Here is an 18,331-nt window from a genome sequence, read left to right on the forward strand (position 1 = left end):
ATAGTGAATTAGTTTAAATTCTAGAAAATTTTAATTAAGATGAATATTGAACCAAATATATTTTTACTTCTCATTGGAATTATTGGATTTTTATATGCTAGTGTAGGTCATGGGGGAGCAAGTGGTTATTTAGCGCTAATGAGTTTATTCTCATTTTCACCTGAAATAATGAAACCTTCAGCATTAGTTTTAAATATATTAGTTTCTTCAATTGCTTTTATATTTTTTTACAAATCAAAACAATTTCGTTGGAGGTTGTTTTATCCTTTTGCGATTACTTCAATCCCATTTTCTTTTATGGGAGGTTTTTTTAAAATAGATACTCATTTATATAGAGCTTTTTTAGGTATTATTTTACTATTTGTAGTAATAAAATTATTAGGTTTTGGTAAAAGGAAAAGGAAGAAATAAAACCTATTGAATTTAAAAAGCTCTTTTAATAGGGGCTATAATAGGTTTTATATCAGGTATTTTAGGTATAGGAGGAGGCGTGGTTTTAAGTCCCGTAATTTTATTATTAGGCTGGGGGAGAATGAAAGAAACAGCTGCTGTTTCAGCTTTATTCATATTAGTTAATTCAGTATCAGGATTTTTAGGCTTTTTAGCTAATAATGGTCAATTTCCGTTACAAATGTCTAGTATAATATTAGTTGTTCTTTTTGGAGGAACTTTAGGTGCTTTTTACGGTAGTGAAAAATTTAATAATATAACCCTAAAATATATTTTATCTTTTGTACTAGTTCTTGCTTCTGTTAAATTAATAATGATTTAATGGAAATAGAAGGATATATATTAGCAGGAGGTAAAAGTAGCAGAATGGGAACTGAAAAAGGACTTTTATTACTAAATAAGATTCCTTTTGTAATACATATTAAAAATGCTTTGCAGCCTATTTGTAGTACAATTAAAATAGTAACATCTAATCCTGAATATAAAAAATTAAGATTAGAAATTATTGAAGATCTTATAAAAAATAAGGGACCTGTAGGTGGAATTCAAACTGCTTTAAATAGTTCTAAAACACGCTATACTATTATTGTAAGTGTAGATGCACCTTTAATTACAACTTCTTTAATAGAGATATTAATTGAAAATCATATTATTAAAAATGCAAGTATTACCATTTTTGGAAATGAGGAAAATGAAATTCCCCTTATAGGTGTTTATAATACTGATTTAGAGAAAATATTTAAGAAAGCAATTATAAATGATAAGCTTAAATTAAGAGAAGTATTAAAAGAAATTAAAAAGCAAAAAATTGATATTTCAAAAGAGATTGAATATCAAGTACAAAATATTAATACGAAAGAAGAATACAAAACTATTGTAAATCAATTTAGGAATAAAGATGCAAATTAAAATCAAATATTTTGGTCAACTTACAGATATTACTCATAAGGAAGAGGAAATAATATTTATAGATAAGGATAAAATAACTTGTATTGAGCTGATTGATAATTTATTGCTAAAATATAAAGGTTTAGAAGAGATTTTATTTAAAATAGCAATTAATAAAAAACTTCAAAATAAAAATTATATAATAAATCAGGAAGATGAAATAGCATTACTTCCACCATTTGCAGGAGGTTAAAATTTAATAAAATGAAGATTTCAAAACGTTATAATCGTCAAATAAGTTTAGAAGAAATAGGGGTAATAGGTCAAAAAAAATTACAATTAGCTAAAGTCCTTGTTGTTGGGGCAGGAGGGTTAGGGTGTCCTGTATTGCAAAATTTAGCAGCAATGGGAATAGGTACATTGGGTATTATAGACGGGGATCTTATAGAGGAAACTAATTTGCATAGACAGCTTTTATATACTTTTGAAGATTGTGGACAAAGCAAATCAAAAATAGCTAAAAATGTATTAAAAAGGAGTAATCCTAACTTAGATATTCATTGTTACTCAGTGTATTTAAGTGAGTTTAATGCTTACGAATTAATTAAGCAATATGATGTAATTGTAGATTGTACAGATGAAATTAAAATTCGCTATTTAATTAATGATATATGTTTAGTTACAAAAAAACCTTTTGTTTATGCATCTATTCATAAATTCCAAGGACAATTAAGCGTTTTTAATTATGATAATGGCCCTAGTTACAGATGTTTATTTCCAGAACAAGAAAGTAGTATTATTCCTAATTGTGTAACAGGAGGTGTTTTAGGAGTATTACCTAATATTTTAGGAGCCATGCAAGCGTCTGAAGTTATTAAAATTATACTAAAAATAGGGAAAATAGCATCAGGAAGAGTACTGGTTTATGATTTATTATTACAAAACACTATTGAAATAGAATTTTTAAAAAATGAAAGACAAATTAAATTAGGTTATCAAAAAGGCCTAAATTTAAAGGAAACTGTTCCTCTTATTGCTGATCTAACGGGAATAGAATTTATTCAAACCTGTCAGTCTCAATCTTTATCAGAATTCAAATTTATAGATTTAAGAGAAAGATATGAAGAACCTAAGTTACCATTTCAATTTATAGAATTGATTCCTTTAAACCAATTATATGAAGTATGTAAGGATTGGGATAAAAATGGAAAAATAATTCTTATATGCCAGAGCGGAGTTAGAAGTTCTAGCGCAAAAATTAGACTCAAAGAATTAGGTTTTAAAAATGTAAGCCAATTAAAAAAAGGAATTAACTCTATTCTTAATTTATTAGAAAATGAATACAATAAAGTATAAAGTATTTATTGAAGGAGCCATTCAACCTGAATTTATAGCTACTTCAATTACTAAACATCAAACTAAGACAACTATAGGAGCCCATCAAATATTTTTAGGACAAGTACGTGCAGATCTTGTTGAAAATAAGAAAGTAATAGCTATAGATTATTCTGCATATGAGGAAATGGCAGCGGAAAAACTAAATGAAATTAGAGAAAATACTTTTCAAAAATTTAATATAACCTGCATGCATATTTATCATAGTATAGGAAAAGTAAAAGTAGGTGAAATTTGTTTATTCGTATTTGTTTCAGCACAAAGAAGGAAAATTACTTATCAAGCTTTAGAGTATATAGTTGAAGCAATAAAAAGGAAGTACCGATTTTTGGAAAAGAAATTCTTGAGGATCAAAGTTATATATGGAAAAAAAATCAATAAAATGGTAGATATAACACATAAAAGTAATTCATTACGAACAGCTATTGCACAAGCTATTGTAAAAGTAGGAAATCAAGATACAATAGAGGCTATTATTAATAAAACAGTTCCCAAAGGAGATGTTTTCGAAGCCTCTAGAATTGCGGGACTATTTGCAGTAAAAAACACATCAACTGCTATTCCTGATTGTCATCCTTTACCCATAGAATTTACTTCTGTATCACATCATATAGAAAATCTAAATATTTATATAACAGTTACAGTCAAAACAATTTATAAAACAGGAGTAGAAGTAGAAGCTATGCATGGAGCATCTATAGTAGCTCTTACTGTATATGATATGCTGAAACCTATAGATAAATCAATAGAAATACAAAACATTAAATTAATTGAAAAAAAAGGAGGGAAATCAGATCTTAAAAATATTAATTATCAACTAAAAGTTGGAGTTATAGTCTGTTCTGATAGCGTTTCAGAAGGAAAAAAAACAGATTCAGCAGGAAAAATAATTATTGAAAAAATAAAAAAGCTAGGACTAGAATCTTCTTTTTACAAAATAATTCCTGATGAAATTTTAGATATTCAATCAGAAGTAATAGATTTATTTATTAATGAATTTGATCTAATTATTATAACAGGAGGCACAGGATTATCACCTCGTGATATTACGCCTGAAGCTGTAATTCCATTATTAGATAGGCGCATTTCTGGTATTGAAGAAACCATTAGAAGTTATGGACAACAACGTACTCCTTATGCTATGTTATCCAGAAGCGTTGTAGGCTTTAAAGGTAATTCACTTATTATGGCACTGCCAGGCTCAACTAATGGAGCTGCAGAATCTATTGATGCTGTATTTCCATCTATTCTTCATCTTTTTAAAATTATAAAAGGGTTTAATCATAATCAATAAAATATGCTTACTGACAATTTTGGCCGATTTCATAATTATTTACGGATTTCAATTACTGAAAGTTGTAATTTAAGATGTACTTATTGTATGCCTGCTGAAGGAATTAAATTAACACCTAAAGGGCATATCATGACAGCAGATGAAATAGTTCTAATTGCTCAAACATTTGTTGATTTTGGTATAAATAAAATTAGATTAACAGGAGGAGAACCTCTTGTAAGAAAAGATGTAAAAGAAATTATAGAACGTCTCTCTTTACTGAATACAGAATTAACTATTACTACCAATGGTATTTTAGTAAATCAATATCTTGAAACTTTTAGAAAAGCAGGAATAGGTTCTATTAATGTTAGTTTAGATACATTACAAGAAAATAAATTTTTATCCATAACACGTAGAAACGAATTTAAAAAAGTTCTCCAAAATATTCAACTTTTAGTTCAAAATAATTTTCATGTAAAACTAAATGTAGTTTTAATAAAAGGATTTAATGATAATGAAATTATAGATTTTATTAATTTAACAAAATACACTAATGTGCAAGTTCGATTTATTGAATTTATGCCTTTTGATGGAAATAAATGGAATAGAGAAAAGCTAGTTGATTATCATCAAATTTTAGAAAAATTATATACTTATTACAATCCAACAGATATTCTAAGAGAAAATGATAAACCTAATGATACAGCTAAAAACTTTAAAATAGCTAATTTTATAGGATCCTTTGCTATAATAAGTGCTGTAAGCAATCCTTTTTGCGATAATTGTAATAGAATACGATTAACAGCAGATGGAAAATTAAAGAACTGTTTATTTTCAAAATTAGAAACCCCTTTATTAGAAACTTTAAGAAAAGGGAAAACTATTATTCCCTTAATAAAACAATCAATAAGCTTGAAGCAAAAGATCAGAGGAGGCTTTGAAACAAATGAATCATTTAATAACCCATTAAATTTTGAAGCAAATAGAAGTATGATTACTATTGGAGGTTGATTAAAAATCAATTCCTAAATTATAACTGATAAAAGTCATACAAACTCAAATAGGACATTTTTATCTTTATATAAAATTAAAAGTATTATGAGCTCTTTAAAAGAATCACACAAAATTTTATTTTTAAATACACTTGCCTTTACAATATGCTTTGCTTGTTGGACATTAAATGGTGTATTAGTAACATATCTAGTTGATAAAAGTATTTTTAATTGGAATATAGTTCAAGTAGGGTGGTTGTTAGGTATTCCTATTTTATCAGGTTCAATTTTTAGATTACCTATTGGAATTTTAACTGACAAATATGGAGGGAAAATAGTTTTTTCAACTCTTTTATTTTTATGTGCTATTCCTTTATTTGCCTTGACTACAGCCACTACATTCTCTGCATTTGCTATATTAAGTTTTTTGTTTGGATTGGTAGGAACTAGTTTTTCAGTAGGAATAGGATACACTTCAGTATGGTATCCAAAAGAATGGCAAGGTAGAGCACTGGGAATTTTTGGTATGGGAAATGCAGGTGCTGCTATAACTACTTTTATTGCTCCTACATTATTAAACAAATTTTCAGAAACAGATGCTCAAAATGGATGGAAAATGTTACCTATAGTATATGCTATTGTTTTAGTAATAATAGGATTAGCATTTTTAGTATTTGCTAAGAATAAGAAAATAGAAACCTCTTCTAAAACAATATCAGAGCAGTTACAACCATTAAAGAAAGTAAGAGTTTGGCGTTTTGGAATCTATTATTTTTTAGTTTTTGGCTGTTTCGTAGCCTATTCACAGTGGTTATTGCCCAACTTTATGAATGTATATCATACTAGTTTAGTAACAGGAGGATTATTTGCTACAATGTTTAGTTTACCATCTGGAGTAATCAGAGCCTTTGGAGGGTATTTATCTGACAAATTTGGAGCTAGAAAAGTAATGTATTGGGTTTTAGGATCATCAGTAATTATAAGCTTTTTGCTAATGTTTCCTAAAATGGAAATCACTACAGATGGTCCTGGAGTTTTAGCAACAACAAATGGAATCGCTCAAATACATAATAATAGTATACGAATTAATAATAAAGAACATAAAATAAATCTTAAGAAAGAAAGTCACATAAAAGAAAGTGTTCTATTACCAGTAAAATCCTCTTGGCAAGAAATTATAATTAAACAAAATCAAGAAGTAAAGAAAAAGAATTATTAGCAAAAGGAATTACACAAATTAAGTTTAGTGCTAATATGTGGGTATACCTTCTATTAGTCATATTAATAGGAATTGCTTGGGGAATAGGGAAAGCAGCTGTATATAAACATATTCCTGAATATTTTCCTAATCAAGTAGGATTAGTAGGTGGTATGGTAGGTCTTATAGGTGGTTTAGGTGGATTTTTAGGTCCTATTATTTTTGGTTATTTACTTAACACTACAGGTTTATGGACAAGTTCTTGGATATTTATTTTTATTATTTCAAGTATTTGTTTGATATGGATGCATAATACTATTATTAAAATTTTAAGAATAAAAACACCTGAATTTTCAAGAGATATAGAACACGATCATTAATAAAATAAAAAAGTAATTATGAGTACTTGGTTAAATCAATGGGAACCAGAAGATGAAAAATTCTGGGAACAGAAAGGAAGTAAAATAGCATGGAAAACACTAACAATCACTACATTATCCTTAATATTATCATTTGCCTCATGGTTTATGATGAGCGTAATAGTAGTTAAGTTACCAGGATTAGGTTTTTCATTTAATAAAGACCAATTATTTTGGTTAGCTGCTATACCGGGTATAGCAGCAGGGATTTTAAGGATTATACATACTTTTATATTACCAATTTTTGGAACAAGACATGTAGTAGCTTTAGCTACATTTATAAAATTAATTCCAGTTGTAGGTATTGGTTTAGCCGTTATGAATACAAATACACCTTTTTGGGTATTTATGATATTGGCTTTTACAACAGGTTTTGGAGGAGGAGATTTCTCATCATATATGCCTAGTACAAATATGTTTTTTCCAAAGAGATTGAAAGGAACCGCTTTAGGTATTCAAGCAGGTATAGGAAATTTTGGTGTATCATTAGCTCAATTTGTAACCCCTATTGTTTTGAGTGTGGGACTATATGGTGCCCCTTCCTTATTTACTAATATTGATACAAAAGAAGCTAAAGAAATAGTAAGTAATACTAGTCTTGAACAACAAACGGCTATATTTGAAAAAATAGAACCTAAAAAACAAGAAGCACTTCTTGGTATTGTAAAATCTAAAATTTTAGATTCAATAAAAACAACAATTAATTCAAAAGATAATGTAATAATATTTAAAGCATTACCTCTAAAAGCAAGAATAAAAGCTATTGTAAATGCTAATCCTAAATTAGCAGAAAAAATATTAAACGAATTAGAACCAAATAATAAAGCAGTTACACATAAAGAAATTTATATTCAATCTGCTGCCTTTTGGTATATTCCCTTATTAATCATATTATCCATTATAAGTTGGTTTTATTTAAGGAGTATTCCTATGAAAGCTTCAATAAAAGAACAAATGGATATTTTCAATAATAAACATACTTGGTTTTGTACTATTACTTATGTAATGACTTTTGGAACTTTTGCCGGATTATCAGCAGCTTTTCCTTTAATGATTAAATTTTTGTATGGAGACTTTCCTAATGCTCCAGATCCTTTAGCTTATGCTTTTTATGGACCACTAATTGGTTCAGCAACACGCGTACTTTTTGGATTTATAGCAGATAAAGTAGGGGGAGCAATTTTAACAACACTTACAGGTATAGGAATCTTATTAGGTTGTATTGTTTTAGTAAGTCAAGGTCTTTTAGCGCCAACAAATATTGAACAATTCCCAACATTTGTTGGAGTTATTCTTATGATGTTCTTCTTTACAGGTATGGGAAATGCAGGTACTTTTAGACAATATCCTATTATTTTTTCAGAAAATCAACGTCAAGCAGCTGGTGTAATTGGTTGGACAGCCGCTATTGCAGCATTTGGTCCTTTTATTTTTTCAAAATTAATAGGTAATAATATTACAAGTAATGGATCAGCTAATGAGTTTTTTATAGGCGTAATCATATTTACAGCATTAGCCACCTGTATTAACTGGTATTATTATAATAGAAAAGGTTGTGAAAGACCAAGTTAACCCTGATAAAACAGTGATATGAAGTTAAAAAATTTAAATTTTAATGCTTTATTAATAGCAACACTATCATGTATTTTAATCATAGTGTTAGTTTATTTAGGCTCACGGAATTTACAAAATTTTGATGCAGCATTAGTTACCTACTTATTTGGAACTATATTTGCTTTTTTTGGAATTGTATATCGTACTTCAGTTTGGTTACAAAGACCGCCTACATGGATGTATTTTAAGCGCGGAATCTACTTTTTATTTACAGGTAAAGTATTTAAACATTTAGTATTTGTAGCAAAAGAATTTATAGGAAATATTGTTTTACAAAAATTTATTTATCCCAGAGGAAAATATCGTTGGTTAGCGCACTTTATGATTGCTATAGGTTGTATTTCTGCATTTATGATTACTATCCCTTTAACCTTTGGTTGGATTCATTTTACACTAGCCCCAGGAACAATAAACTTATATCAAGCTCATTTTTTTGGATTTGAAGTATTTTCCTTTAGACTAGGTTCAGTAATAGCCTTTTTAACTTTTCATGCACTAAACTGGTCCTCATGGTTAGTAATTTTAGGTTCTTTATATTATCTAAGAAGACGTCTAACTAATCCAGGATTAATTGCAACTCAAACATTTGACGGTGATTTATTACCGCTCATTTTACTCATCGCTATTTCAGCAACAGGATTAGGTTTAACCTATTCATATCAGTTCATGAAAGGTTTTGCATTTGACTTTTTAGCTGTCTTACATGCAGTAACTGTAATCTTATTTTTAATATGGATTCCTTTTGGAAAATTTTTTCATATAATTCAAAGACCAGCACAAATTGGTGCTCATATTTATAAAATTGAAGGAAAAGAACAGCAAGGAATGGCCATTTGTCCACATACAAGAAACGAATTTACAACACAACTGCACGTAAATGATTTAAAAATAGTAACACGCAAATTAGGTTTTGATTTTTCAAAACCTGATGGAACTTCTCATTTAGATTTAAGTCCTGAAGGAAAACGTTCTATAATAGCACAAGCACACCTAAAAGCACGACAAGAAGGTGGAAATTTATTTGGATAAAAAATAAAAAGTATGGCAAAATTACCAATACCAATAGAAAAAATTATAGAAATTTTTGGTCCGCATTTAAATTATGCCCCTAAAGATGGTTATATAGGAAGAGATGAACCAGATGATGTTGTAGAAACACATTGTTGTTTTTGTGGTATGCAATGCGGAATTAAACTTTTAGTAAAAGATAATAAAGTAGTAGGTTTTGACCCTTGGAAAGAATTTCCATTTAATGAAGGAAGATTATGCCCTAAAGGTGTTCAAAGATACCTCCAAAATAATCACCCAGATCGTTTATTAAACCCAATGCTTCGAGTAGAAAATAAAGGTTTTATTAATACCACTTGGGAAGATGCTATGAGTAAAACCGTATCTGAAATAAAAAGAATTCAAAATACGTATGGAAATGATGCTTTTTCCATGCTTTCAGGGGTTTCTTTAACTAATGAAAAAAGTTACTTAGTTGGAAAATTTGCTCGTGTAGCACTTAAAACTAAAAATTTAGATTATAATGGACGCTTGTGCATGGTAAGTGCAGGAGCAGGTAATAAAAAAGCCTTTGGTCTAGATAGAGGCTCTAATAATTATACTGATTTAGAACATGCAGAAGTTATAATTGTAGCTGGAGCTAATGTTAGTGAAACATTCCCTACATTAACCCATTGGATATGGAAAGCAAGAGATAATGGAGCTAAATTAATAGTTGTTGACCCTAGAGTAATTCCATTAGCTCGTACCGCTGATATTCATCTTGATGTATTACCTGGAACAGATTCAGCTTTATATGGAGCTATGTTAAAATATTTAGTTGATCATGATATGCTTGATCATGATTTTATTAATAATCATACCTCAGGCTTTCAAGAAACGATAGATGCAGTTAAAGATTATACCTTAGATTGGGCAGAACAAATAACAGGTATCAAAAAAGAAAAAATAGAAGCAGCAGCTAAACTTTGGGGAAAAGCCAAAACTTCGTTTTTATTACATGCTAGAGGAATTGAACACCATTCAAAAGGAGTTGATAATGTTTTAGGCTGTATTAATCTTGTTTTAGCTACTGGTAGAATTGGAAAACCTTATTGTGGATATGCTACCATTACAGGTCAAGGAAATGGACAAGGAGGAAGAGAACATGGACATAAATGTGATCAATTACCAGGTAATAGAGATATTGAAAACCCTGAACACAGAAAATATATTTCAGATATTTGGGGAATTAATGAAGCTGACTTACCAGGAAAAGGACTCTCAGCTTATGAAATTATTGAAGCTATTCACAGAGGAGAAATAAAAGGCTTACTTTCTATTTGTTTTAATCCCTTAGTTTCTTTACCTAATAGTAATTATGTCCGTGAAGCCTTAGAAAAACTAGAATTTTATGTATGTATAGATTTCTTTTTAAACGAAACAGCTCGACACGCTAATATTGTTTTAGCAGGATCATTACAAGAAGAAGAAGATGGTACAACTACTTCAGCAGAAGGTAGAGTAATTAGAATTAGACAGGCTGTAACTCCTCCAGGAAATGCTCGTAAAGATTCTGAAATACTCCTAGAATTAGCTGATCGGTTAGGAGTTAAAAATAAATTTTCTTTTGAAAATAGTGAAGCAATATTTAATGAATTAAGAATTGCTTCTAAAGGAGGGACCGCTGATTATTACGGAATTAGTTATAAAAAATAGAAGAAAACATGGGCATATTTTGGCCATGTCCTTCAGATGATCATCCTGGTACACCTAGACTTTGGGAAGATAAAAAATTTAAAACTCCAGATGGAAGAGCTCATTTTAATCCAGCTCCTTATAAATTACCAGGAGAAGTAACAGATACACAATATCCAATTACATTAACAACAGGAAGAGTTGTTTCACAATACTTAAGTGGTACACAAACTAGAAGAATAGGTAAATTAGTAGACCAATATCCAGAACCATTATTAGAAATACATCCAGAATTAGCAAGAAAATATAATATTCAAGAACGCGAATTGGTAAAAGTTTCTACCCGCCGAGGTGAAGGTATATTTCCAGCAAATATTGTAGAAACTATTCGGAAAGATACTGTATTCATTCCTTACCATTGGCCAGGAGAAAAATCAGCTAATCTACTTACACCTGGAACTTTAGACCCCATATCAAAGATTCCTGAATTTAAAGTATCAGCTTGTAAATTAGAGCCTTTAAAAGAGATAGCTCCTAATTCATCAATTACAAAAGCTTATGCAAGTAAATAAATTATAAGAAATTATGAGTAATTACACCACGTTTAATAGAAATGAAGAATTCTTTGTAGATATGCAACGTTGCATAGGATGCAAAGCTTGTGAAATGGCTTGTGCAGAATGTGAAACAAATGGTCATGATTCTATGATACATGTTAATTATGTAGAAAGAGCTACTACAATACAAACAACAGTACAAGTTTGTATGCACTGTGAAGATCCTGTTTGTGCTAATGTATGTCCTGCTGATGCAATTTCTAAAGATGAATTTGGAATTGTACACACAGCTAATACAGAACGCTGTATAGGTTGTTCCAACTGCGTTATGGCTTGTCCTTTTGGTGTTCCTAAAAAAATAGAATCCTATGATCTAATGATGAAATGTACCATGTGTTACGATCGAACTAGTATAGGGGAAAAACCCATGTGTGCCACGGTATGCCCAAGTGGAGCTTTATTTTATGGAACAAAAGACGAAATAAAACGATTAAGACCTAATAGTTCACCTGTTAATAAATTTGTTTTTGGAAATGAAGTTGTCTTAACAAAAGTAAATCTAATGATGCCAAAAGGCCGTACAGAATTAATTATCTATTAAAACTTTAAGCAATGTCAAAAGAAAGTAATATAAACAAAAATTGGAAGAAAGATTTCCCTATTCATAAACAAGAAGCTACTCAAGTAAGCAGACGTGATTTTGCTAAATTTTTAACCCTTGTTTCAGGGGGATTAATGATAGGTAGTGGGCTAGTAGCAGCAAAAGCTTATTGGTTCCCAAAAAAGAAATAGAAGGAGAACAATTTATATGCAATAAAAATGATATTCCTGTAGGAGGAACTAAAGCTTTTCAAATTAAAGATTGCGATATACCGTATATTCTTATACACTTAGAAGATGGTACATTTAGAGCATATGAACAAAAATGTACACATTTATCTTGTGCTGTATATTATAAACCTGGTTCAGGTCAAATCATTTGTCCTTGTCATGAAGGTCTCTTTGATGCTAAAACAGGAGAAGTTTTAGCAGGGCCACCTCCTAGACCTTTACCACAACTAGCAGTAATAGAAAAAGGAGAAAGTCTATTTGTTAAAGCAATAAACTCGCAAACTACTTAAAAAAATATGTATGAGTACCTTTAGAACAGGGCAAAATATAGCTAATACAAGAAAACTAAATGCTATACTTTCCACAATTATATTTATTTTAATACTTAATATAGCCATTCAAATTTGGCTATTATATGCTGCTCTAAATAATGCTTTAGATCATCATAGAGAAATTTTAATTCCAGCATTTATAGCATCAGCTATTTTGTTTGTTATAGGCTTAGGCTTACTATACTTTTTACCACTAGGTAATAATAAGAGGTGAAATATCTTATCGTAAGATAAAAAATTATGATTATATTTCTTTTCTTAGATTTTCTAATTTTATTACTCTATAGAAGTTTAATTTTAGCAAATAAAAAAACCGATAAATTAAATTTATCGGTTTTTTTGTGGGGAGAGCAGGATTCGAACCTGCGAAGGTTTCCCAACGGATTTACAGTCCGTCCTCGTTGGCCGCTTGAGTATCTCCCCTCACATGACCGTGATTGCTTGATTGCGATGCAAAAATACAGCTGTTTTTTGAATAAACAAGCTTTTTTTTAATGTTTTTTTATTTTTTTTGTAAACATTTATTAATCAATATGTTATAATTGTATGGTTTTCTAAAATAATTTTATTAAGACTATAATTTACTTTGTAGCTTTAATAGAATAAATTATTTAAAATATATTTTAATATAAAAAGGTGTCCATTTTTGTTTTAGACACCTTTTTTAATTCTATAAGAGAATTTATTGAATAAGTTTTTTATATTCTAAAAAAATTAGATCTTACCTTTAATTTCTTTCTTATATTTATTTAATAATGCTTTTGTCATTCCTAAATTAGCTTTTGTAGAATCAACAGCTAAGTAGATAAAATACTCATTATTTTCTGAAACATCTATAATATGTATCTGAGATTTAAGGTTGATTAAAATATCTTCTATAGACTCATTTAAGCCTAATGCCTTAATAGCATTTAATTTAGCCTTTACTACTTCAAGATTAAATGCTGATGCTAATTCTGGATCAAAATTAGGATTAACAGATAAAGTAAAATAAGAAATTCCGCTTTTTATTTCAGAAACGGCAACAGCAATAAAACCTGGTACATTATTTTTCAGGTCTTCACCAAATTGTTTTAAAAAATCTGACATAGTGATTTAAATTTAATTTATTTTTGGGGTTTATAATTATTGAATAATTCAACGAGACAAATATAAACAAAATTTTGAATATCATACAAAATAATGAATGAATTTGGAGATTTAGGAGTGCGATTTAATAGATATTTAGTATCAAAGGGACTTGGCGTTAATCAGATTGCCAGAATATTAGAGCTATCAGGTAGTCAAATTAGTAATATTAAAAATGGAAAAGTTTTTGGAACAGACAAAATGTTCAAAATATTGAATACTTTTACTGATTTAGATGCTAATTGGCTATTTCGTGGTGAATCTATGGAACATCCAGAAGTTGATATCAATAAATTAGACTATATTATTGAGTTGCAAAAGGAGCGAATAATTGATTTGAAGAAAGAAAATGCAGAATTAAAAAGATTATTAAAAATGAAGACTTTTTAATAAAATTGAATTTTTATCTTTAGCTTATATAATTCCATATATTTTTTTTCTTAGTTAATTCTATGAATACATGCTTTAGTTTTTGGTGAGCTGGTTTTTCCATTGTGGGATCATCTTTCAATAACCGAATTGCATGATGCCTTGCTAATTGTAAGATATCACGATCTTTTACTAAATCTGCAATTTGTAAATTTAAGACTCCGCTTTGTTGTGTACCCATAATATCACCTGGTCCACGAAGTTTTAAGTCAACTTCTGAAATTTCAAAACCATCATTAGTTTTACACATAGTTTCCATTCGTATTTTACTTTCATTGCTTAGTTTAACTCCCGTCATCAAGATACAATAACTTTGCTCAGCTCCTCGACCTACACGACCTCTCAATTGGTGTAGTTGTGATAATCCAAAACGTTCTGCACTTTCAATAATCATGACTGAAGCATTAGGAACATTAACACCTACTTCAATTACCGTCGTAGCAACCATGATGTTTGTTTTTCCTTGAGCAAAACGGTTCATTTCTTCTTCTTTTTCTGCTGGCTTCATTTTACCATGTACTATAGAAATAGCATATTTAGGTAGAGGGAAATCCCTAGAAATACTTTCATATCCATCCATTAAATCTTTATAATCCATAGATTCTGATTCTTGAATTAAAGGATAGACAATATATATTTGTCTTCCCTTATCAATTTCATCACGCATAAATTTCCATACTTTCAGACGATTGCTATCGTAGCGATGTACTGTTTGTATAGGTTTTCTACCAGGAGGTAACTCATCAATAACGGATACATCAAGATCGCCATATAAGCTCATAGCTAAAGTCCGAGGAATAGGAGTAGCTGTCATCACTAAAACATGAGGTGGAAGTGTAGCTTTTTTCCATAATTTACTACGTTGTTCAACTCCAAAACGATGTTGTTCATCTATAATAGCTAAACCTAAATTATTAAATTGTACTTTATCTTCTAATAAAGCATGGGTTCCTATTAATATGTCTAAATTTCCATTTTCTAGTTCTTGATGAATAATTTTTCTATCTGAAGTTTTAGTTGAGCCTGTTAATAGTTTTATATTTATATTCAATGGTTTAGCTAATTCTGTAATACCATTAAAATGTTGAGTAGCTAAAATTTCAGTAGGAGCCATAATACAAGCTTGAAATCCATTATCGAGTGCTAATAGCATACTCATTAAGGCAACAATTGTTTTTCCAGAGCCTACATCTCCTTGCAATAAACGATTCATTTGGGCAGGATTTCCCAAATCATTTCGAATTTCTTTTAATACTTTTTTTTGAGCATTTGTTAAATCAAAAGGTAAATATTTAGTATACATTTCATTAAAGTAATAACCTACTTTTTCAAAAGGATGTCCTTTTATTTTATGTTTCCGTACTAAATTTTTAGAAATTAATTGCAATTGAATAAAAAAGAGTTCTTCAAATTTTAATCTAAATTGTGCTTTTTGTAATAATTCTTGGCTTTTTGGAAAATGAATATTAAATAATGCACTATTTTTAGGAATAAGTTGTAATTCTCCCAAGAGATGAGAAGGTAATGTTTCGCTAAATAAAGTATGAGTTTCAATAAAAAGCTGTTGCATCATTTTATTGATTACCTTATTAGAGATCCCCTTAGTTTGTAATTTTTCAGTTGAAGGATAAACAGCTTGCATTGCAGTACGTAAATTTGCTTTGTGCTCTTCCAATAATTCCATTTCAGGATGTGGCATAGAAAATTGATTATTAAAAGAATTCATTTTTCCAAATATTACATAGGGTGTGTTAATTTTTATATTTTCACGAATCCATTTAATACCTTGAAACCAAACGAGTTCTATTTCTCCTGTATCATCTACAAAAGAAGCTACTAAACGTTTTTTGCCTTTACCAAATTCAACTGTTTTTAAATGAATAATTTTACCTATAATTTGAACTTCACTATTATTTGAAACTAATTCATTAATTTTATAATAGCGTGTTCTGTCTATATAACGATTTGGGTAAAGATTAATTAAATCAGCATATTTATGTATATTAAGTTCCTTGCGTAATAACTCCCCGCGTTGTGGGCCAACACCTTTTAAATATTCTATTGGAGTTTCTAATAATGATGACATTTTAATTAAACTTCTTAAAAAGATTATGAAAGGCTTTTATTTTTAAAATTGGTTGAAAGAGCGGAATTTTTATTTACTTTTCTGTTTAAAATGATTCCTTGTCTTATCAATATTAGCTTGCTAGTTTTTGTATAATGCTAATACAAAATCTTTTTTATTTTTCTTCCAATTAAAAATAGCTTTTGGTTTCAATCTTTGGAATTTTAGGATAAACTTACAAAAAGATTATATTTTTTAAAAGTAAATTATTAATGCTATAGTTTGTGAGAATTAATTTTTATTTATAGAGTAGCCTTATTAAAAATCAGGCTGTCCGAAAGTTTGGTATTATTTTTTAAACTTCGGACAGCTGTATTATTGTAAATGATGTATTTTATTAATTTAAATTCTATAAAATTATAGAGCGTACATCTTTTTTCTCATTTCTTGAATTTTATCATCCTCAAGATATTCATCAAAAGTCATATAACGATCAATAATACCGTTTGGAGTTAATTCTAAAATACGATTACCTACTGTTTGAGCAAACTCATGGTCATGCGTTGTAAATAATACGGAGCCTTTAAAGTTTTTAAGTGAATTATTGAATGCTGTAATTGATTCTAGATCTAGGTGATTTGTAGGTTCATCTAACATTAAAACATTAGCACGTAGCATCATCATTCTAGAAATCATGCAACGTACTTTTTCTCCACCTGATAATACACGTCCTGTTTTTAATGCTTCTTCTCCTGAAAAAATCATTTTCCCTAAAAAACCACGAACATATACTTCGTCACGTTCTTCTTCTGTTTTAGCCCACTGACGTAACCAATCTACTAGAGTATAATCATTTTGGAAGAAATCATGATTGTCAGCAGGTAAATATGATTGATTAGTAGTAACACCCCAATCAAATGTACCAGAATCAGCAGTCATGTTACCATTTATAATTTCATAAAAAGCAGTAGTAGCACGAGAATCTTTAGAGAATACAACAATTTTATCCCCTTTGGCCATATTTAAATCTACATTTTTAAATAAGACTTCACCCTCTATAGATGCAGATAAGTTTTGAATATTTAAAATTTGATCACCGGCCTCACGTTCTTGATCAAAAATAATAGCAGGATAACGACGACTAGAAGGTTTAATATCTGAGATATTTAATTTTTCAATCATCTTTTTACGAGAAGTTGCTTGTTTTGATTTAGCAACGTTTGCAGAAAAACGACGAATAAATTCTTCTAATTCTGCTTTTTTCTCTTCTGCTTTTTTATTCTGTTGAGCACGTTGTTTAGCGGCTAATTGAGAAGATTCGTACCAAAAGGTGTAGTTACCAGAATAATGAGTTATTTTTCCAAAATCTATATCTGACACATGGGTACAAACTGCATCTAAGAAGTGGCGGTCATGGGAAACTACTAATACTGTATTTTCATAATTAGCTAAGAAATTTTCTAACCAGCCAATGGTTTCAAAGTCTAAGTCATTAGTAGGTTCGTCCATAATAAGTACATCTGGATTTCCAAATAAAGCCTGTGCTAATAAAACACGAACCTTTAATTTTCCTTCCATTTCACTCATTAAAGTATAATGATAATCAGGTCCAATACCTAAATTTGATAATAGGGTAGCTGCATCAGAATCAGCATTCCATCCATTCATTTCTTCAAATTGAATCTGTAATTCACCTATTCTATCAGCATTTGAATCATTATAATCTAAATATAATTCATCCATTTCCTTTTTAACGGCATATAAGACTTTATTTCCCATTAGTACAGTTTCTAAAACTGTATGCTCGTCAAACATGTTGTGATTTTGGTTTAATACAGACATACGTTTACCAGGTTCTAGTATAACATGTCCTGAAGTAGGATCTATATCACCTGATAATATTTTTAAAAATGTTGATTTTCCCGCACCGTTTGCACCTATAATCCCATAACAGTTACCTTGTGTAAAAGTTACGTTTACCTCGTCAAACAAAATTCGTTTACCAAATTGTACTGATAAATTTGAAACTGTTAGCATTTTTTATTTTTTTAAAGCGTTGCAAAAATACTAAT

Annotated in this window: 17 protein-coding genes, 1 tRNA gene and 3 pseudogenes; 17 read left to right on the top strand and 4 right to left on the bottom strand. The window is 29.4% G+C overall.

Translation table 11 applies throughout. The annotated features are described in order from the left end of the window. Positions 1-39: 39 nt before the first annotated feature. The 16 genes and pseudogenes from JJC03_RS18280 (at position 40) to JJC03_RS15160 (ending at position 12,851) form a co-directional block, all read left to right on the top strand. A complete protein-coding gene (locus JJC03_RS18280) occupies positions 40-411 on the top strand; it encodes a sulfite exporter TauE/SafE family protein (RefSeq protein ID WP_258931960.1) in 372 nt (123 codons plus the stop codon). Between the two features lie 79 nt (positions 412-490). After that, complete coding sequence (locus tag JJC03_RS18285) at positions 491-772, top strand: TSUP family transporter (protein ID WP_258931961.1); 282 nt, start codon at positions 491-493, stop codon at positions 770-772. Next, positions 772-1,359 (top strand): molybdenum cofactor guanylyltransferase, encoded by a 588-nt coding sequence (locus tag JJC03_RS15100; protein WP_088445289.1) that lies wholly within the window; start codon positions 772-774, stop codon positions 1,357-1,359. Before JJC03_RS18285 ends, JJC03_RS15100 begins: the two co-directional genes overlap by 1 nt. Continuing rightward, a complete protein-coding gene (locus tag JJC03_RS15105; protein WP_088399997.1) occupies positions 1,349-1,591 on the top strand; it encodes a MoaD/ThiS family protein in 243 nt (80 codons plus the stop codon). Before JJC03_RS15100 ends, JJC03_RS15105 begins: the two co-directional genes overlap by 11 nt. 11 nt (positions 1,592-1,602) lie before the next feature. Continuing rightward, a complete protein-coding gene (locus JJC03_RS15110) occupies positions 1,603-2,694 on the top strand; it encodes a ThiF family adenylyltransferase (RefSeq protein ID WP_088445288.1) in 1,092 nt (363 codons plus the stop codon). Beyond that, positions 2,675-3,114: pseudogene (locus JJC03_RS15115) on the top strand (molybdenum cofactor biosynthesis protein MoaE). Before JJC03_RS15110 ends, JJC03_RS15115 begins: the two are co-directional and overlap by 20 nt. 1 nt (position 3,115) lies before the next feature. Continuing rightward, positions 3,116-4,027, top strand: coding sequence for a bifunctional molybdenum cofactor biosynthesis protein MoaC/MoaB (gene moaCB / locus JJC03_RS15120; RefSeq protein ID WP_088400015.1), 912 nt, complete (start codon positions 3,116-3,118; stop codon positions 4,025-4,027). Positions 4,028-4,030: 3 nt separating this feature from the next. Next, positions 4,031-5,020, top strand: coding sequence for a GTP 3',8-cyclase MoaA (gene moaA / locus JJC03_RS15125; RefSeq protein WP_088445287.1), 990 nt, complete (start codon positions 4,031-4,033; stop codon positions 5,018-5,020). A gap of 87 nt (positions 5,021-5,107) precedes the next feature. After that, positions 5,108-6,579 (top strand): annotated as a pseudogene (locus JJC03_RS15130) (MFS transporter). 18 nt (positions 6,580-6,597) lie between these two features. Then, a complete protein-coding gene (locus JJC03_RS15135) occupies positions 6,598-8,190 on the top strand; it encodes an MFS transporter (protein ID WP_088399989.1) in 1,593 nt (530 codons plus the stop codon). 18 nt (positions 8,191-8,208) lie between these two features. Beyond that, positions 8,209-9,261 carry an MFS transporter gene (locus tag JJC03_RS15140; protein ID WP_088399987.1) on the top strand — a complete coding sequence of 351 codons (1,053 nt, stop codon included), beginning with the start codon at positions 8,209-8,211 and terminating at the stop codon, positions 9,259-9,261. Positions 9,262-9,273: 12 nt separating this feature from the next. After that, positions 9,274-11,489, top strand: a pseudogene (locus JJC03_RS15145) (molybdopterin oxidoreductase family protein). A 13-nt stretch (positions 11,490-11,502) separates the two neighbouring features. Beyond that, a complete protein-coding gene (locus tag JJC03_RS15150; protein WP_088399983.1) occupies positions 11,503-12,075 on the top strand; it encodes a 4Fe-4S dicluster domain-containing protein in 573 nt (190 codons plus the stop codon). 11 nt (positions 12,076-12,086) lie between these two features. Beyond that, entirely contained in the window at positions 12,087-12,266 is a 180-nt protein-coding gene (locus tag JJC03_RS18295) for a hypothetical protein (RefSeq protein WP_258931964.1), read from the top strand. Then, positions 12,245-12,595, top strand: a complete 351-nt coding sequence (locus JJC03_RS15155) for a Rieske (2Fe-2S) protein (protein ID WP_258931965.1) — start codon at positions 12,245-12,247, stop codon at positions 12,593-12,595. The genes JJC03_RS18295 and JJC03_RS15155 overlap by 22 nt, the downstream gene beginning before the upstream one ends. Before the next feature lie 10 nt (positions 12,596-12,605). Next, positions 12,606-12,851: a DUF6755 family protein gene (locus tag JJC03_RS15160; protein ID WP_088399979.1), complete on the top strand. Its 246-nt coding sequence runs from the start codon at positions 12,606-12,608 to the stop codon at positions 12,849-12,851. Positions 12,852-12,979: 128 nt separating this feature from the next. Here the strand turns inward: JJC03_RS15160 and JJC03_RS15165 are convergent. Both JJC03_RS15165 and JJC03_RS15170 read right to left on the bottom strand, forming a co-directional pair. Next, a tRNA-Tyr gene (locus tag JJC03_RS15165) sits at positions 12,980-13,060 on the bottom strand. Between the two features lie 291 nt (positions 13,061-13,351). Next, positions 13,352-13,726: a hypothetical protein gene (locus JJC03_RS15170; RefSeq protein ID WP_088399977.1), complete on the bottom strand. Its 375-nt coding sequence runs from the start codon at positions 13,724-13,726 to the stop codon at positions 13,352-13,354. 93 nt (positions 13,727-13,819) lie between these two features. Between JJC03_RS15170 and JJC03_RS15175 the strand changes: the two genes are divergently transcribed. After that, a complete protein-coding gene (locus JJC03_RS15175) occupies positions 13,820-14,155 on the top strand; it encodes a helix-turn-helix domain-containing protein (RefSeq protein WP_088399975.1) in 336 nt (111 codons plus the stop codon). A 19-nt stretch (positions 14,156-14,174) separates the two neighbouring features. Here JJC03_RS15175 and recG read toward each other — a convergent pair whose 3' ends face one another. Together recG and JJC03_RS15185 are read right to left on the bottom strand one after the other, a co-directional pair. After that, on the bottom strand, positions 14,175-16,280 hold the full coding sequence (recG, locus tag JJC03_RS15180; protein WP_235873590.1) for an ATP-dependent DNA helicase RecG: 2,106 nt from the start codon (positions 16,278-16,280) through the stop codon (positions 14,175-14,177). A gap of 396 nt (positions 16,281-16,676) precedes the next feature. Further along, positions 16,677-18,296 carry an ABC-F family ATP-binding cassette domain-containing protein gene (locus JJC03_RS15185; protein ID WP_088399971.1) on the bottom strand — a complete coding sequence of 540 codons (1,620 nt, stop codon included), beginning with the start codon at positions 18,294-18,296 and terminating at the stop codon, positions 16,677-16,679. Positions 18,297-18,331: the final 35 nt, after the last annotated feature.

This window comes from Flavobacterium oreochromis, from assembly GCF_019565455.1.
GTDB lineage: Bacteria > Bacteroidota > Bacteroidia > Flavobacteriales > Flavobacteriaceae > Flavobacterium > Flavobacterium oreochromis.

Bases quoted from the DNA above. Each gene is read 5' to 3' on its own strand.
- JJC03_RS18280 (WP_258931960.1), top strand. From the start codon at position 40: ATGAATATTGAACCAAATATATTTTTACTTCTCATTGGAATTATTGGA.
- JJC03_RS15100 (WP_088445289.1), top strand. From the start codon at position 772: ATGGAAATAGAAGGATATATATTAGCAGGAGGTAAAAGTAGCAGAATG.
- JJC03_RS15105 (WP_088399997.1), top strand. From the start codon at position 1,349: ATGCAAATTAAAATCAAATATTTTGGTCAACTTACAGATATTACTCAT.
- JJC03_RS15110 (WP_088445288.1), top strand. From the start codon at position 1,603: ATGAAGATTTCAAAACGTTATAATCGTCAAATAAGTTTAGAAGAAATA.
- moaCB (WP_088400015.1), top strand. From the start codon at position 3,116: ATGGTAGATATAACACATAAAAGTAATTCATTACGAACAGCTATTGCA.
- moaA (WP_088445287.1), top strand. From the start codon at position 4,031: ATGCTTACTGACAATTTTGGCCGATTTCATAATTATTTACGGATTTCA.
- JJC03_RS15135 (WP_088399989.1), top strand. From the start codon at position 6,598: ATGAGTACTTGGTTAAATCAATGGGAACCAGAAGATGAAAAATTCTGG.
- JJC03_RS15140 (WP_088399987.1), top strand. From the start codon at position 8,209: ATGAAGTTAAAAAATTTAAATTTTAATGCTTTATTAATAGCAACACTA.
- JJC03_RS15150 (WP_088399983.1), top strand. From the start codon at position 11,503: ATGAGTAATTACACCACGTTTAATAGAAATGAAGAATTCTTTGTAGAT.
- JJC03_RS18295 (WP_258931964.1), top strand. From the start codon at position 12,087: ATGTCAAAAGAAAGTAATATAAACAAAAATTGGAAGAAAGATTTCCCT.
- JJC03_RS15160 (WP_088399979.1), top strand. From the start codon at position 12,606: ATGAGTACCTTTAGAACAGGGCAAAATATAGCTAATACAAGAAAACTA.
- JJC03_RS15170 (WP_088399977.1), bottom strand. From the start codon at position 13,726: ATGTCAGATTTTTTAAAACAATTTGGTGAAGACCTGAAAAATAATGTA.
- JJC03_RS15175 (WP_088399975.1), top strand. From the start codon at position 13,820: ATGAATGAATTTGGAGATTTAGGAGTGCGATTTAATAGATATTTAGTA.
- recG (WP_235873590.1), bottom strand. From the start codon at position 16,280: ATGTCATCATTATTAGAAACTCCAATAGAATATTTAAAAGGTGTTGGC.
- JJC03_RS15185 (WP_088399971.1), bottom strand. From the start codon at position 18,296: ATGCTAACAGTTTCAAATTTATCAGTACAATTTGGTAAACGAATTTTG.